The 15,879-nt window shown below is 62.3% G+C and carries 15 protein-coding genes; 12 read left to right on the top strand and 3 right to left on the bottom strand.

Annotated elements, in window-relative coordinates; genetic code table 11:
* Positions 1–2: 2 nt before the first annotated feature.
* From KNW02_RS06340 to KNW02_RS06355, 4 genes are all read left to right on the top strand, one after another.
* Positions 3–2,927 (top strand): site-specific DNA-methyltransferase, encoded by a 2,925-nt coding sequence (locus KNW02_RS06340; protein ID WP_216032421.1) that lies wholly within the window; start codon positions 3–5, stop codon positions 2,925–2,927.
* 4 nt (positions 2,928–2,931) lie between these two features.
* Positions 2,932–3,156, top strand: coding sequence for an HTH-like domain-containing protein (locus tag KNW02_RS06345; protein WP_198917565.1), 225 nt, complete (start codon positions 2,932–2,934; stop codon positions 3,154–3,156).
* Positions 3,156–5,246 (top strand): 3'-5' exonuclease, encoded by a 2,091-nt coding sequence (locus KNW02_RS06350; protein WP_216032422.1) that lies wholly within the window; start codon positions 3,156–3,158, stop codon positions 5,244–5,246. Before KNW02_RS06345 ends, KNW02_RS06350 begins: the two co-directional genes overlap by 1 nt.
* A 534-nt stretch (positions 5,247–5,780) precedes the next feature.
* Positions 5,781–7,040, top strand: a complete 1,260-nt coding sequence (locus tag KNW02_RS06355) for a site-specific DNA-methyltransferase (protein WP_216032423.1) — start codon at positions 5,781–5,783, stop codon at positions 7,038–7,040.
* A gap of 53 nt (positions 7,041–7,093) precedes the next feature.
* Here the strand turns inward: KNW02_RS06355 and KNW02_RS06360 are convergent, their stop codons facing one another.
* The 3 genes from KNW02_RS06360 to KNW02_RS06370 all read right to left on the bottom strand — a co-directional run bounded on the left by KNW02_RS06360 (position 7,094) and on the right by KNW02_RS06370 (position 8,335).
* Entirely contained in the window at positions 7,094–7,633 is a 540-nt protein-coding gene (locus tag KNW02_RS06360; protein ID WP_216032424.1) for a DUF3489 domain-containing protein, read from the bottom strand.
* Between the two features lie 97 nt (positions 7,634–7,730).
* Positions 7,731–8,000 carry a hypothetical protein gene (locus KNW02_RS06365; protein WP_216032425.1) on the bottom strand — a complete coding sequence of 90 codons (270 nt, stop codon included), beginning with the start codon at positions 7,998–8,000 and terminating at the stop codon, positions 7,731–7,733.
* 116 nt (positions 8,001–8,116) lie between these two features.
* Positions 8,117–8,335: a hypothetical protein gene (locus KNW02_RS06370; RefSeq protein WP_216032426.1), complete on the bottom strand. Its 219-nt coding sequence runs from the start codon at positions 8,333–8,335 to the stop codon at positions 8,117–8,119.
* Positions 8,336–8,459: 124 nt separating this feature from the next.
* Between KNW02_RS06370 and KNW02_RS06375 the strand changes: the two genes are divergently transcribed.
* The 8 genes from KNW02_RS06375 to KNW02_RS06410 are packed head-to-tail and all read left to right on the top strand — an operon-like array spanning position 8,460 to position 15,867.
* Positions 8,460–8,999, top strand: a complete 540-nt coding sequence (locus KNW02_RS06375) for a hypothetical protein (RefSeq protein ID WP_216032427.1) — start codon at positions 8,460–8,462, stop codon at positions 8,997–8,999.
* Complete coding sequence (locus tag KNW02_RS06380) at positions 8,944–10,998, top strand: phage terminase large subunit family protein (protein ID WP_252733494.1); 2,055 nt, start codon at positions 8,944–8,946, stop codon at positions 10,996–10,998. Before KNW02_RS06375 ends, KNW02_RS06380 begins: the two co-directional genes overlap by 56 nt.
* Before the next feature lies 1 nt (position 10,999).
* Complete coding sequence (locus tag KNW02_RS06385; RefSeq protein ID WP_216032428.1) at positions 11,000–11,215, top strand: phage head-tail joining protein; 216 nt, start codon at positions 11,000–11,002, stop codon at positions 11,213–11,215.
* A gap of 3 nt (positions 11,216–11,218) precedes the next feature.
* Complete coding sequence (locus KNW02_RS06390) at positions 11,219–12,712, top strand: phage portal protein (RefSeq protein ID WP_216032429.1); 1,494 nt, start codon at positions 11,219–11,221, stop codon at positions 12,710–12,712.
* The gene (locus tag KNW02_RS06395; RefSeq protein ID WP_216032460.1) at positions 12,712–14,070 is read left to right on the top strand and encodes a S49 family peptidase; all 1,359 of its coding nucleotides are present in this window, start codon (positions 12,712–12,714) and stop codon (positions 14,068–14,070) included. The genes KNW02_RS06390 and KNW02_RS06395 overlap by 1 nt, the downstream gene beginning before the upstream one ends.
* Before the next feature lie 35 nt (positions 14,071–14,105).
* Entirely contained in the window at positions 14,106–14,486 is a 381-nt protein-coding gene (locus KNW02_RS06400; protein ID WP_216032430.1) for a head decoration protein, read from the top strand.
* A 33-nt stretch (positions 14,487–14,519) separates the two neighbouring features.
* The gene (locus KNW02_RS06405) at positions 14,520–15,542 is read left to right on the top strand and encodes a major capsid protein (protein ID WP_216032431.1); all 1,023 of its coding nucleotides are present in this window, start codon (positions 14,520–14,522) and stop codon (positions 15,540–15,542) included.
* 10 nt (positions 15,543–15,552) lie between these two features.
* Positions 15,553–15,867 (top strand): head-tail joining protein, encoded by a 315-nt coding sequence (locus KNW02_RS06410; RefSeq protein ID WP_216032432.1) that lies wholly within the window; start codon positions 15,553–15,555, stop codon positions 15,865–15,867.
* The last annotated feature ends 12 nt before the right edge of the window (positions 15,868–15,879 follow it).

Here is a 15,879-nt window from a genome sequence, read left to right on the forward strand (position 1 = left end):
CCATGGCGAAAAAACCCATCGAGGTCGAAACCCTCACCCATGACGCCACCCGCCGCAATATTCCGACGGCGGAGTTCGAAAGCATCATGCGCGAGCAGGACAAGACGCCGATCCAGTTGGCGTATGAGCGGCGCAACAAGGATCTGGATCCGCAGTTGGTCTGGCGCGGCAAGGATATGGCGGATTGGTCCGATCTGATCGTGCAGGCGCCTCCGCTTTATATTCAGGAAAAGGTGCATCCCAAGGCGATCATCGACGATCTGAAACGCGAAAGCAGCGCACGGGCGACAGCAGCCGATGATGCGCCGCAATTCGACATGTTCTCCGATTTCAACGGGTTGCCCGATGCCGAGGCGGCGACCGAGTTCTACCAGCACGATCAGCACTGGTCGAACCGGATGATTTCCGGCGACAGCCTGTCGGTCATGGCGTCACTGGCCGAGCGTGAGGGACTGCGCGGTCAGGTGCAGTGCATCTATTTCGACCCGCCCTATGGCATCAAGTTCAACTCCAACTTCCAGTGGTCCACCACCTCGCGCGATGTCAAGGACGGGTCAAAGGACCATGTGACCCGCGAGCCTGAACAGGTCCGGGCTTTTCGCGACACCTGGCGCGACGGCATCCATTCCTACCTGACCTACCTGCGCGACCGGCTGACCGTGGCGCGGGACTTGTTGCACGACAGCGGCAGCATCTTCGTGCAGATCGGCGACGAGAACGTACATCGGGTGCGGGCGTTGATGGATGAGGTTTTTGGAGATGAGAATTTTGTCAGTCAACTTGTACTGAAAACAACAAGTGGTGCAGGAAGCCCCAGCGGCGGGACATTAACTATTGCAGGAGTTTACGACACTGTCCTTTGGTTCTCAAAAGTTAAAGGCCGTGTAAAATATCGCCAGCTCTACTTCGAAAAGGCTGAAATGAGTTCGGCAAATCTCTACCGCAGAGTAATTGAGCTGGATGGTTCTGATCGCGCTGCGGATTCGGATGAGTTGTCCGGGACAAAAGACCTCCCAGAAGGGGCGGGATTGTTTCGTCCTGACAACCTCACGAGTCAAAGCTCGCCGGAAAGCGCGACGTTCAAAATATCTCATCATGGGCATCTGGCCGGTCCCGGAAAGGGCGGCTGGAAAACAAACACTACAGGAATGGACCGCCTAAAAGCCGCTTCGCGTCTATATACGACTAAGAATGTATCGTTCCAATATTTGCGTCGCTTTGATGATTTTAACGTAGCGCCAATTAATAACGTCTGGACTGATGTTGGGACAGGCTCTTTCACTGCCGACAAACTGTATATCGTCCAAACTAATTCGAAGATTGCCCAACGTTGCATTCTGATGACCACCGATCCCGGTGATCTCGTGCTCGATCCGACCTGCGGCTCTGGCACCACGGCCTATGTCGCCGAGCAATGGGGCCGCCGCTGGATCACCATTGATACCTCCCGCGTCGCCGTGGCGCTCGCCCGATCGCGCCTGATGGGCGCGCGCTATCCCTATTACCTGCTCGCCGACAGCGTCGAGGGGCAGCAGAAGGAAGGCGAAATAACCCGCACTCCTCCCAAAACAATCCCCACTCATGGCAGCATTCGTCAAGGCTTTGTCTATGACCGTGTGCCACACATTATGCTCAAGGACATCGCCAACAACGCCGAAATCGACGTGATCTGGGACAAGCTGCAACCGGCGGTCGAGGATGCGCTCGCCACCCTCAACAACGCCCTTGCAGGCCACGCCACCCCGTTCAAGGTGGAGGTCGGCGGCCGCAAAGGCACGAAAGTCAGCTTTACCGCAAGCGGAGAGGTCAAGCTCCCCTCCGGCGAAATGGCCCCGGCAGGCGGATTGATGGAATGGGAAGTCCCGCGCGAGGCCCCCTCCGGTTGGCCCGCTCTGGCGCAAAAGGCGCTGGCCGCGTTCTGGGAGGCCCGCATCGCACGGCAGCGCGAAATCGACGCCAGCATCGCGGCCAAGGCCGATTTCGAATACCTCTATGACAAGCCCTTTCCCGACACCTCGAAAACCCGCGTCGCGGGGCCCTTCACTGTGGAAAGCCTGTCACCCCACCGGACCCTCGCCGTTGATTGGAACGACGAGCTGGTAGACTTGCACGAGGCCGCCGAGGGTAAACGCCGCGCCGCCGAACGCGACGACGGCTTTACCGATTTCGCCCATATGATCCTGGAAAACCTGAAAGCCGCTGGCGTCCAGCAGGCCCACAAGGAGGACCGGATCATTTTCACTGCCCTGAAAGGCTGGCCCGGCAAGCATGTCAGCGCCGAAGGCACGTTCATGGAGGGCGACGTACAACGCCGCGCAGGCGTGTTCATCGGCCCCGAGTTCGGCACAGTCTCGCGCCCCGATCTGGTCGCCGCCGCGCGCGAGGCAGGCGATGCCGGTTTCGATGTGCTGATCGCCTGCGCCTTCAACTACGACGCCCATTCGTCAGAGTTCGACAAGCTGGGCCGCATCAACGTGCTGAAGGCCCGGATGAACCCCGACATGCACATGGCCAAGGATCTGAAAACGACCGGCGCTGGCAATCTGTTCGTGATCTTCGGCGAGCCGGATATTCGCATCACCGATGTGGGCGACGGCATGGTGACGGTGCAGGTCTACGGCGTGGATGTGTTCAAGCCGCAGACCGGCGAAGTGCAAAGCGAAGGCACGGAAGGCATCGCCTTGTGGATGCTGGACACCGATTACAACGAGGAGTCGTTCTTCGTCCGCCACGCCTATTTCCTAGGTGCCAACGACCCCTACAAGGCACTGAAGACGACGCTGAAGGCCGAGATCGACGAGGAAGCCTGGGACAGCCTGTATTCCGACACCTCCCGGCCGTTTGCCAAGCCAAAGTCAGGCCGGATCGCGGTGAAGGTCATCAACCACCTCGGCGACGAGGTGATGAAAGTGTTCGCGGTGGAGTAGAAACATGACGATAGACGAAGCAGCACGTAAACTTGCAGATATGTATCAAAAGGGTGCCGCCCAGAAAGAACAGGTGACCCATATTCATCTGTTCGCGATCACCTATGCGGACGAGATCACCGGTATGTCTTTGCCAGAAATCCTCGCGCGGGCCGGATTGCCTGACTCCTACAAGACGGAACTTCGCAAGGGCATCAATCTTGCCAAGTATGTTCGGCCGAAAGACTGATGGAATTCCGGATCGCCGACACTTTCACTGATAGCCTCGCCCGACTAACTACACAGGAGCAGAAGGCTGCCAAAATGACGGCTTTCGATCTGCAACTGGACCCGACCTCGAACGGCCTGTCATTCCACAAACTCGACCGTGCGAAGGATACGAACTTCTGGTCGGTGCGGGTGAATTCCGATATCCGTCTGATCGTACATCGCACCGCAGCCAGTATCCTGCTGGTCTATGTCGACCATCACGACGACGCGTACAAATGGGCCGAGCGCCGCAAGATCGAACGTCACCCGACGACCGGCGCGATGCAATTGGTCGAGGTGCGCGAGCGGGTTGAAGAGATTGAAATCTTCAAACCCAAAGAAGTGCCTGTTGCGCCTGCGCCCGCGGTCAAACCGGCAGCCCGGTTGTTCGACAACCTGCGCAAGTTCGAACTGATGGCTTTTGGCGTGCCCGAGGAATGGGTGAACGATGTCCGCGCGGCCGACGAGGACACCCTATTCGATATTATCGAACACCTGCCGCAAGAAGCACAGGAAGCACTGCTCAAACTGGCCGTGGGCGAGAAGCCGCAACCGCCCGAACCTGCGCCTGTCGAAGCCGATCCGTTCGCTCATCCCGATGCCCAGCGCCGTTTCCGCGTTCTGACAAACGCCGAGGAACTGAAGCAGGCGCTCGACTATCCTTGGGACAAATGGGCTGTATTCCTTCATCCGGCCCAAGCAGAACTGGTCGAGCGGTCCTTTACCGGTCCGACCCGCGTGTCAGGATCGGCAGGAACCGGCAAAACAATCGTGGCGCTACATCGCGCTGTTCATCTGGCACGTGTCAACCCAGGCTCGAACGTTCTGTTGACCACTTTCTCCAAAGCTCTGGCAAATTCCCTGCGGGTCAAGTTGGCAAGTCTGGTGGGGGGCGAGCCGGGGGTAGCCGACCGGATCACCGTCAAATCGATCTCCGCAGTAGGATATGATCTCTACTCCCAGCTGTTCGGCCAACCCCAGATTGCCGCACCCGCGTTGATCCGTACGCTGATCACCAAGGCGGCATCAGAGGTAGAAGGGCACCGCTTTTCGAACCATTTCCTGGTTGGTGAGTGGGGGGACGTTGTTGACGCGTGGCAGCTGCGATCATGGGACGAGTATCGAGACGTGTCCCGCCTGGGTCGCAAAACTAGGATCGGCGGCAAACAGCGCGAAACCCTGTGGGCAATCTTTGAACGCGTGAGGGCCGAGCTCGTGGAACGGCGCATTGTCACTTGGTCTGATGTATTCGAAAAACTGACAGAAAGCCTATCGGGAAAGATTGACCGACCTTATGATTTCGCAGTCATCGACGAGGCTCAGGATCTGGGCGTCGCCGAGGCGCGGTTTTTCGCCGCGATGGCTGCTGGCCGGAGCGACGGGCTTTTCTTCGCGGGCGATCTCGGCCAGCGAATTTTCCAGCAGCCATTTTCGTGGAAAGCGCTGGGCCTAGATGTCCGCGGCCGTTCCCATACGCTGCGCATCAACTATCGCACATCACATCAGATCCGACTTCATGCCGACAGACTGCTTCCGGCGACAGTCTCTGACGTGGATGGAAACACAGAGGGACGGCGTGGCACGGTATCGATGTTCAACGGACCTTCGCCGATGGTTGAGGCTTGCAAAGATCCCGAACACGAATGCCACATCGTGGGCAAATGGATCAAGGACCGGCTGCAGGAGGGGTGCGCACCAAGTGAGGTGGGCGTTTTCGTACGTTCCGATGCTGAACTGAAACGTGCACGGACTGCAGTCAAGGCTGCAGGTGCGCGCGCAGTTGAGTTGAACGACAAGGTTGAGGTCGAGGATGGTGCTGTCGCCATCAGCACGATGCACTTCGCCAAGGGGCTGGAGTTCCGCTCGGTCGTGGTAATGGCCTGCGACGATGACGTCATACCACAATCGGATCGCATTGAATCGGTGGCCGACGATGCTGATCTGGAGGAGGTCTACAATACGGAACGGCATTTGCTCTATGTCGCGTGCACCCGCGCCCGCGATCATCTTCTGGTAACGGGCATCGCGCCGGTGTCCGAGTTTGTCGATGACTTTCTGAAAGGAACTTGATCAGACTTTTTGGATGGCTGGTCGCAACGCACCGACTGGCGCACAAGGAACGATCCTCTTCGGCGGTTTCACGGCGGCCTCCCCCTTGGCATGGTTCCTCCGCGGCCCTGGACGTATACGGGGGGGCGCAGCGCGGCATTTTTCTAGCGACTGACACTTTCACCGGGGAATCCACTTGGAATCCACCTCAGTGATTGCCAAAAATTAAGTCACGCGATTACAGATACTTACACTGGATCATTCGCGCTCAGGGTGGATTCTTGACAAAAACAGTAAAATCCACCCGACGGAAGCCAGGGAAGCCACCCTGACCAGAAGCCAGCCACCGGAAGCCACCCGCTGGGAAGGCCTTGAATCGACGCAAGATTTTCTGTTGACAGACCTGCCCCCCTTGACTCATACCTTGATCATCGAAGCAGTTCGCCCGGAGAAACCCTCGCGGGCGATTTTGATTTCCCCAACATCGCCGACCCCGATCTGATCGCTGGCCATTCGCCCGCGCGCATCGGCGTGTCCGCATGTCAGAGAGCCCCCATGGACCTCGTTTTTGCGCCAAGCCAGATCGAAACCTGGTCGCTTGACCGGCTGCGCCCCTATGCCCGCAATGCCAAGATCCACGGCACCGATCAGGTGGCGAAGATCGCTGCCAGCATGGCTAAGTTCGGCTGGACTGTGCCTTGCATGGTCGCCGACGATGGTGAGCTGATCGCGGGCCACGGCCGGGTGCTGGCCGCCACCATGCTGGGGCTGAAAGATGTGCCGGTAATTCGGCTTGGCCACCTGGATGAAGCCGAGCGCCGAGCCTACCGCATCGCCGACAACAAACTGACCGAGCTGGGCGAATGGGACGAGGCAATGCTGCGCGATGAAATCGCCGGGTTACTGGCTGAGGATTTCGACCTGTCACTGCTGGGGATCACCGACGAGGATCTGGACGCGCTGCTGCAGGATCCGGATCAACCTGAAGGTGGTGCTGTCGAGGGTGAGGATGACATTCCCGAACCGCCGGTCACGCCGGTTTCGGTTGCGGGCGATCTCTGGCAGCTCGGACCACACCGGCTGATCTGCGGCGACAGCACATCCGCCGATGTGGTCGGCCGACTTCTTGGCGATGTGAAGCCGCTGCTTATGGTCACCGATCCACCCTATGGCGTGGAATATGATCCGTCTTGGCGCAACCAGGCGGGTGCGGCCAAGACCAAACGCACCGGAAAGGTCCTGAATGATGACCGTGCCGACTGGCGCGAAGTTTGGGCGCTCTTTCCGGGCGACGTGGCCTATGTCTGGCATGGTGCGCTACATGCGGCGACGGTAGCCGACAGCTTGATGGCGGCTGGCTTCGCAGTCCGGTCACAGATCATCTGGGCCAAGGACCGCCTCGTTCTCAGCCGGGGCGACTATCACTGGCAACATGAACCCTGCTGGTATGCGGTCAAGAAGACCGGCAAAGGCCACTGGGCGGGCGACCGCAAACAGACCACCCTCTGGCACATATCCGGCAAGGATCAGGATGCGGCCACCGTCCACGGCACCCAGAAGCCGGTCGAGTGCATGCGCCGCCCGATCCTTAACAATTCGAGCCCGGGTCAGGCCGTGTTTGAACCGTTCATGGGATCCGGCACCACGCTGATCGCGGCCGAAACGACCGGGCGCGTGTGCTTCGGGATCGAGTTGAACCCGGCCTACATCGATGTCGCCATCGAGCGCTGGCAGCAATTCACCGGTGCCAATGCCGTGCTGGCCGACACGGGTGAGACCTTCGCCGACTTGAAGGCAAAGAGGCTGGCAGCATGAATGTACCTACCGTGCCGCAACGGATCGAGTATTGGCCGCTGAAGTTCGGACGGTCAGGAGGCGTTCAAACGATGTACCGTGCCGCGTCCGTCGACCTTTTCAGAGGTGATCGGCAGGCCCAGCTTCTTCTTCAGCGCCCCCGAGATCAAGCCCCTCGCGCTATGAGCTTGCCAACCGGTTACCGCGACAATCTCGGCGATAGTAGCGCCTTCGTGACGTTGCAGAAGGGTGATGATCTGCGCCTGTTTGGTCCCGGCGCGCGGTGTCGGCGGTTTGGACGCAGGCGGTTGTGCAGCGTGGGTGCGGATCGCAGCCATGGTCTTGACCACGACGGGCTCAACCCCGATGGCCAGCAGGCCCGCGTCGGTGGCGACCAGCGTAGTGCCGTGGCCATCGCCGGTCTCGCGCCAGAACGGCTCGCCATTGCGCAGGTCGGCGTCGACCTCCTCGAGCCAGCCGCGTCCGATCATCATGGTGATGACCTTTTTCGCAGCGGCACCATGCAACCCCTTCGGCAGCGGCATTGCGAGATTGTCTGCGCGCTGGGCAGCAGTCCTGAGAATGATGGTTTGCGTGTCGGTAAGTTTGGGCATTGTGTCTCCGGTCCTGATCGGGTGGCGCGGGATTGCGCGGCCTTCCACCGGGGCAAGCCCGCCGCATTGGCGGGCCGCGTCATAGCGCTTATTCCGTTTATTCGGCGTGCTCACCCTCGCCAAAGGCGCTGTCCGTGATGCGCTTGAGCAGGCCCGCATAGTGCTCAAGGGTGCCGACATTGCCCCAGTTGACCTCGTCGGGATTGCAGTTGAAATGATCGTCACTCAGCGCCTGCAGACGGGCGAGCATCTCGTCGATCTCGACCTTCTTGCCGATGAAGGCGTTCAGGGCGGCTTCGCGGTTGCGCCGGGCCTTTTCGGCGCGCAGCTGGTGGCGCGGTGTGGTGATCGGGTTGAGGCGTGTCATGGCGTGGCTCCGTTGGGTGAGTTGCATCGTTTTCATGTCATCACAATCGCTCTGTCGCGCCGATCATCGTAGGTAATTCCAAGCAATATCAGTGCTTTCTGATTACACTGGGGGCTTCAAATCAACTGCAGGTCGGCCAGCACGGCGCTGGCAGCAGCCAGCTGCGTGGTCGGCAATTCAATCTTGATGTGCGAGATCACATCGGAGGTTTCGGCGGCGATCCCGTCCTCACGCAGCGCGGCCTCGATGGCCTCGGCGACGGCGTCGGGGCGCGAGCGGTCGAACTGGTGGGGTAGAGCGTCGTGATCGATGCGGATTGTGGTGATGGCGGTCATGGTCTGGTCTCCGATCCGGGGGTGATTTCCTGATCCGAGAGTCGCTCGACGAGTGAGTGCAATCAACTGAATAAGATCACTATTTTCGTTTAATCCCAATATCTTGAGGTCACGTCCCATCGCCATGGAAGGTATGTCCGAACGCGAGTATTCCGCCCATTCAGGCCTGTCGCGCGGGGCAATCCAGAAGGCGCGCAAGGCCGGTCGGCTGGTGGTTTATAGCGATGGCTCGATCAACGCCGCCGCGTCGGACGTGCGCCGGGCCGACATGACCAACCCTGACCAGCAGCGGCGCAGCACCGGCGGCGATGCCAGCTTCTCGGGCCCCGCGGATAGCGCGTCCTACCTGAAAGCCCGCACCGCGCTGACGGTCTACCAGGCGCAGGAACGCCAGCTGGCGATCCAGAAGAAGAAAGGCACACTTGTGGACCGGGCGCGCGCGGAAACGCTGGTGTTTAGGCTCGCGCGGCAAGAGCGGGACGTCTGGGTCACATGGCCCAGCAGGGTCGCAGCGCTTATGGCGGCCGAGGTCGCAGCAGAGGTGGAAAAACAATCGGCCCAGCCAGTGACAATCGAGGCCGCGATCCTGCAGAGGGTGCTGGAAACCCATGTCAGAGCGCAACTCGACGCCCTCGCCGATCTCCGGGTCAGCATCGGACAGTGACGGCACGGCAAGCAACGACCTGACGGCAGACCTTGATCTCGCCTTTGAAGGGGCCGAGGATATGCTGCGGGCCTGGCGTCGCGGGATGCGGCCTGATCCGGACCTCACCGTGTCGGAATGGGCGGATCAGCACCGCAAACTGTCCTCGCGGGCCTCGGCCGAGCCGGGGCAATACCGCACCACGCGCACGCCTTACTTGCGCGAGATAATGGATGCGCTGTCGCCGCGGCACCCGGCGCAGCGCGTCAGCTTCATGAAGGCAGCACAGGTTGGCGCGACGGAGGCTGGCAACAACTGGATCGGGTTTGTGATCCACCATGCGCCAGGGCCGATGCTGGCGGTGCTGCCGACGGTGGAGATGGCGAAACGCACCTCACGCGGGCGGATCGACCCTTTGATCGCCGAAAGCCCGGCCCTACGCGAACGGGTCAACCCGGCCCGGTCGCGCGACGCGGGCAACTCAATGCTGTCAAAGGAATTCCCCGGCGGCATCCTGGTGCTGACAGGCGCGAACTCGGCCACCGGCCTGCGGTCGATGCCTGCGCGGTATATCTTCCTCGACGAGGTCGACGCCTATCCGGCCTCGGCCGACGAGGAAGGCGATCCCGTCACACTGGCCGAGGCGCGGACCACCACCTTCTCGCACCGGCGCAAGGTGTTCATGGTCTCGACCCCGACGATCAGGGGTCTGAGCCGGATCGAGCGCGAGTTTGATGCATCGGACCAGCGCCGCTATTTCGTGCCCTGCCCACATTGCGGCCACATGCAATGGCTGCAGTTTGAACGGCTGCGCTGGGACAAGGGCCGTCCTGACACCGCAGTCTATCATTGCGAGGGCTGCGAACGCGCCATCGCCGAGCATCACAAGACGCAGATGTTGGAGCGCGGTGAGTGGCGGGCGACGGCCGTTTCCGCCGATCCGCATTCCATCGGCTTCCACCTCTCGGCGCTCTATTCGCCGCTGGGCTGGAAAAGCTGGCAGCAGATCGCGCGGGACTGGCTGGCGGCGCAAGGCTCGGAAGAGATGCTGCGCGCCGCGCGCAACACCCTGCTGGGCGAGACATGGGTTGAGTCTGGCGATGCGCCGGAATGGCAGCGGCTGGCAGAACGGCGCGAGGCTTACGCAGGCGCGCACATCCCGGCTGGAGGTCTGTTCCTCACCGCGGGCGTCGATGTGCAGAAGGACCGGATCGAGGTCGACGTCTGGGCCTGGGGGCGTGGGCTGGAAAGCTGGCTGGTCGACCACATCGTCATTGCCGGTGGCCCCGACGATCCGTCCTGCTGGGACAAGCTGACCGCCCTGCTGGGTCGGACGTGGGTCTGCGCGAACGGCGCTGTAATGGTGATCGGCAAGCTGGCTATCGACACCGGCTATGAGGCCCCGGCAGTCTACACTTGGGCGCGGGCGCAGGGGTTCGATCAGGTCGCACCCGTCAAGGGCCTCGAGGGCTTCAACCGCGCGACGCCGGTGTCGGGCCCGACCTTCGTCGACGCCACCATCGGCGGCAAACGTCTGCGCCGGGGCGCGCGGCTGTGGTCCGTCGCCACAGCGACCTTCAAGACCGAAACCTACCGCTTCCTGCGGCTGGAGCGGCCGAGCGACGAGGACCGGGCGCTGGGCATTCTGGACGCGCCGGGCACAGTCCATCTGCCAGACTGGATCGACACCGAATGGCTAAAGCAGCTGGTGGCCGAACAGCTGGTCACCGTTCGCAACAAGCGCGGCTATGCCCACCCCGAATGGCAGAAGATGCGGGAACGCAACGAAGCGCTGGACTGTCGGGTCTATGCGCGGGCGGCGGCTTGGATCATGGGCGCGGATCGCTGGGACGAGGCGACATGGCGACGGCTTGAAGAACAGGCCGGGGTGGAAACCCGCCCGGCACCTCAGCAGGCGGCAGAGACCGAACAGGCCGCGCCCGCCCCGCCCAAGGCGGGAACACCAACGACGCCACGGCGCAAACGCCGGGCCTACACACCGAACTTCATGAGGGACTGAGATGGATCTGGAACGGATGCGCGCGCTGTTGGCCGCGTTGCAGGAGGCCCGCTACGCGGGCGTCCGCTCGGTCAGCTACGACGGCAAGACCATCACCTATGGCTCAGATGCGGAGCTGGCCACCGCGATCAGTGATCTGGAAACGCGGATCGTTACCGCCACCTCCGGCACTCCGCGTCGCAGACGCTGGGGTACCGTGGCCTCGAAAGGCCTCTGATCCATGGCTTTCGAGGCTTTCCGGCAGCGCATCGGCTCGATCATCGGCGGCTTTGACGCGGCCCAAGCCCATCGCCGTCTACGCGGATTCCGCGCATCCCGCGCCCATGTGAACACGCTGATCGCGGCCTCGGGCGACACCATCACCGCCCGGGCCCGCTGGCTGGTCAGGAACAACGGCTATGCCGCCAATGCCGTGGAGAGCTTCGCCAGCAATGTCGTCGGCGATGGCATCAAGCCGTCCAGCTCCATTGCGGATGCCGATCAGAAAGAACAGCTTCAGGCGCTGTGGCTTGCCTGGACCGATGACGCCGACGCCGAGGGTCTGACTGACTTCTATGGGCTGCAGCGCCGGGCGGCGCGCGAGGTGTTCCTGTCGGGCGAGGTCTTCATTCGTATCCGGCCACGCCGGGCAGAAGACGGTCTGACGGTGCCTTTGCAGTTGCAGATGCTGCCCGCCGAAATGCTGCCCCTCGATATGAACCGAACCCTTCCCGGTGCGGGGATGATCCGCCAGGGCATCGAATTTGACGGCATCGGCCGCCGTGTGGCTTATCACTTCCTGCGCCGCCATCCGGGCGATCTGACCGATCCGGGCCTTGCGGGCGAAACTGTCCGTGTCCCCGCCGCCGACGTGATCCACGTTCTCGACCCGGTGGAAGCTGGCCAGCTGCGCGGCGTATCGCGGTTCGCGGCGGCCATCGTCAAGCTGTTCACGCTGGACCTCTACGACGACGCCGAACTGGAGCGGAAGAAAATTGCGGCGATGTTTGCGATGTTCATCACTTCGCCAGCCCCGGAAACCCCGCTGGAACCGACCGAGGAGGATCTGGAGGTGGAACCCGGCCAGGTGGTGCGGCTCGATCCCGGCGAAGATGTCTCGACACCGGCGACCCCTGACTCCGGCGGCACCTATGAGCCGTTCCAGTATCGCACGCTCCTGCAAATCGCGGCGGCGCTGGGCATCCCATATGGCTATCTGACCGGCGACACCGCCAAGGGTAACTTCTCCAACACCCGCATCTCGCTGATCGAATTCCGCCGCCGCATCTCAGCCTGGCAGCACGGGGTGCTGGTGTTTCAGCTCTGCCGGGCGGTCTGGGTGCGCTGGATGGACACCGCCGTGCTGTCGGGAGCCTTGGATCTGCCCGGCTATGACAGCAAGCGCCGCCAATATCAGGCCTGCGCCTGGCTGCCGACCAAATGGGACTGGATCGATCCGATGAAGGACGCCTCGGCCGAGATCTTGCAGATCGAAGCGGGCCTGAAATCCCGCACCCAGGCGCTGTCCGAGCGTGGCTACGACGCCGAACAGGTGGATCGGGAAATCGCCGCGGAGCGTAAACGCGAGTTGGCGCTGGGCCTCGACTTCAGGCGTCCGGGATCCCCGGCGCAGGGGCCGGGCGAAGGTGGGGTGAAAGACGATCAGGACAGTGCCAGGGACGACGAGACGGACGACAGCGCCGATGAAAAACCCGACGTCAAGGAAGGCGCATGATGCACCACGCCCAGATCGCCCAGCGCGCCTTCAACACCCCATTGATGGTCGACCCGGCCAAAGCGCTGGCGTTCCTGTCGGGGTTAGGGCCGCGCATCACCGGGCAGGACATCACCTTCCAGGGCCTTGATGTGGAAGCTTTGGATCAAGCCGCGGCATCTCTTCCCGCTCGGGCTTCCCTCTTTGGGAACGACCTCGCCCAGCGCCACCAGCAGGGCGGCAGCCAGCCCTTCGCCATGATTGATGGCATTGCCGTTATCGAAATCGCGGGCACACTTGTGCACCGTGGCTCCTGGATTGGCCAATCCTCCGGCCTGACGTCTTACGAAGGGATTGCCGCGCAGCTGCAGGCTGCGCTGGCCGACCCGGCCGTTCAAGGCATTGCGCTCGACATCGACAGCTTTGGTGGGGAGGTCGCGGGGGCCTTCGATCTGGCAGATCGCATCCGGGCAGCGCGGGCGCAGAAACCCATCCATGCCTTTGTCACGGAACATGCCCTGTCCGCAGGTTACGTTCTGGCATCGCAGGCTGACCGGATCATCCTGCCCCGGACGGGTGCTGTCGGCAGCATCGGTGTGGTGGCGCTGCACACTGATATGAGCGGGGCGCTCGATCAGAAAGGCATCGCCGTCACGCTGATCCACGCAGGATCGCACAAGGTCGATGGCAATCCATATCAACCTCTGCCCGAGGCCATACACGACCAGATGCAGCGTCAGCTGGAGGTGGACCGTTTCCTCTTCGCCGAAACCGTCGCGGCTGGTCGTGGAGATCGCCTGTCCGATGCCGCAGCTCTGGCCACCGAAGCCGCCGTGTTCCGCGGGGCCGATGCCATCGCGGCAGGTCTGGCTGACGAAATCGCCGATCCCGTCACCGCCTTCCACGCCTTCGCCGCCGCATCCCGCGGCATCCCGCTCCCCACCAGAAAGGGTCCACAGATGATGACCACGCCCAGCGACACTCCCAACCTAGCCGCAACTGCCATTCCCCCCGATGAAGCCGCCGCCCCCACCACGACCGAACCGTCGGTCGCTGCCGCCACGCCTGCAACGGACGCTCCGGCACCTGCTGTGCCGAAACCAGCAGCAGCAGCCATGAACCCCGAGGCCATTCGTGCTGAGGCCGCCGAAGTGGCGCAGGTCTGTGCTCAAGCAGCCCGGCTCGGTGTGACCATCGATGCGGCCGACGCCGTCACGCGTGGCATCAAACCCGAGGCTCTGCGCGCCCGCGTGCTGGCCGACCTTGCTGCCCGCGGCGATGCTGCTGGCATCGTCGCCACCGCTCCAGCGGCGGCCGCCGCAAAAGACAGCCCGATCATCGCTGCCGCGAAGAAAACCGCGACCGACGCCAAGCGCTGATCTCGCACCCACCCCCAAATCATGGAGACTGACCAATGCCCGTCCTGACGGAACCGCCCAGCATGGGCGATGTCCTCAAATATGAGGTCAACCCGAACTACACCCGCGAAGTGATCACTCTGCTGCAAGGCATGCCTTATCCGGTCGGCTCGGTGCTCGGCCAAATTACCGCCAGTGGCAAGTACAAGCTGGCGACCGCGACCGGCTCGGATGGCGCGCAGACCGCAACCGCCGTGCTGCTCTATGCCGTCGATGCCACACTGGCGGATGCCACCGGCATCGTGGTCGTCCGTGGCCCCTCGATCGTCTCGCGAGCGGGCCTCGCCTATGACGCCACCGTCGATGACGGCACCAAGATCACCGCCAAGATCGCCCAACTTGCTGCCGTCGGCATCATCGCCCGCGACGGCGTCTGACGCCCTTTCCCCCTTCAGCCCCCGGAGCACCCTATGACCCTTGTCCGCAATCCCTTTGACGCTGGCGGCTATTCGCTGGCCGAGATGACGCAGGCCATCAACATCCTGCCCAACCTCTACACCCGCCTCGGCCAGATCGGCCTTTTCCGCTTTGAAGGCGTCAGCCAGCGGTCGGTGATCATCGAGCAATATGAGGGCGTGCTGAACCTGCTGCCCTCCGTGCCGTTGGGCGGTCCCGCCACCGTCGGCACCCGCGAGGGGCGGTCGATGCGCAGCTTCGCCCTGCCGTGGATCCCGCATGATGACGTGATCCTGCCCGGCGACATTCAGGGCCAACCCGCGCTGGGCGTCTTCGATGGGGCCGACCCTCTGGTCGAGGTGATGAACCGCAAGCTGCAGCTGATGCGCCGCAAGCATGCCCAGACGCGGGAATACATGGAGATGAACGCGCTGCGGGGCATCGTGAAGGATGGGGCCGGGACCACGCTCTACAATTACTTCACCGAATTCGGGCTGGCGCAAATCTCGGTCGACTTCGTCCTCGGCACGGCGGGCACCAATGTGCAGGGCAAGGTGCGGGAGGTGCTGCGCGCCATTGAGGACAATCTGCTGGGTGAAAGCATGTCGGACGTGCATGCCCTCGTCAGCCGGGAATTCTTCGACAAACTGATCGCGCATCCGAAGACCGAGGAAGCCTACAAGTTCTACGCCGCGACTGGAGCGCAACCCCTGCGCCAGGACGTGCGCCGCAACTTTCCCTTCGCGGGCATCGTGTTCGAGGAGTATTCCGGCACCGTCACCCTCTCGACCAAAGCGACCGAACGGCTGGTCCCGGCGAACGAAGGCATCGCCTTCCCGCTGGGCACGATGGACACCTTCACCACCTATGGCGGTCCGGCCAACCTTCTCGAGGCGGCGAACACCCTCGGCCTGCCGCTCTACGCCCGCCAGCATCTCGACGAGAAAGGCCGCTGGATCGACCTGATGACCGAGGCCTCGATCCTGCCGGTGAACAAGCGGCCACGCATCGCGATCCGCCTGCACACTTCGAACTGACAGGCTCGCCATGACCGTTTTCACTGCCGCCATGGACCGGATTTATACCAACCCGTCCATGGCCGTGGCCGCGCTCTGGATGTCGGCTACCACATCCGAGGAAAGAACTATCCGGGTGATCCGCCGCGCACCGGATCGTATCACCGAATTCGGGGCCGGGCGATTTGTCAGCGACACAGTGATGGTGGACGTGCGCGTGTACGATCTGCCAGACCCTCGCCCCAGCGATCTGATCGTGATCGGTGCCGACAGTTTCACCATCCAAGGCGAACCGATCCGCGACCGCGAACGCCTGATCTGGGCGCTGGATCTGCGCCCATCATGAAGCTAACGCCCA

Source organism: Paracoccus marinaquae (genome assembly GCF_018860165.1).
In the GTDB taxonomy this organism is placed as follows: Bacteria; Pseudomonadota; Alphaproteobacteria; order Rhodobacterales; family Rhodobacteraceae; genus Paracoccus; species Paracoccus marinaquae.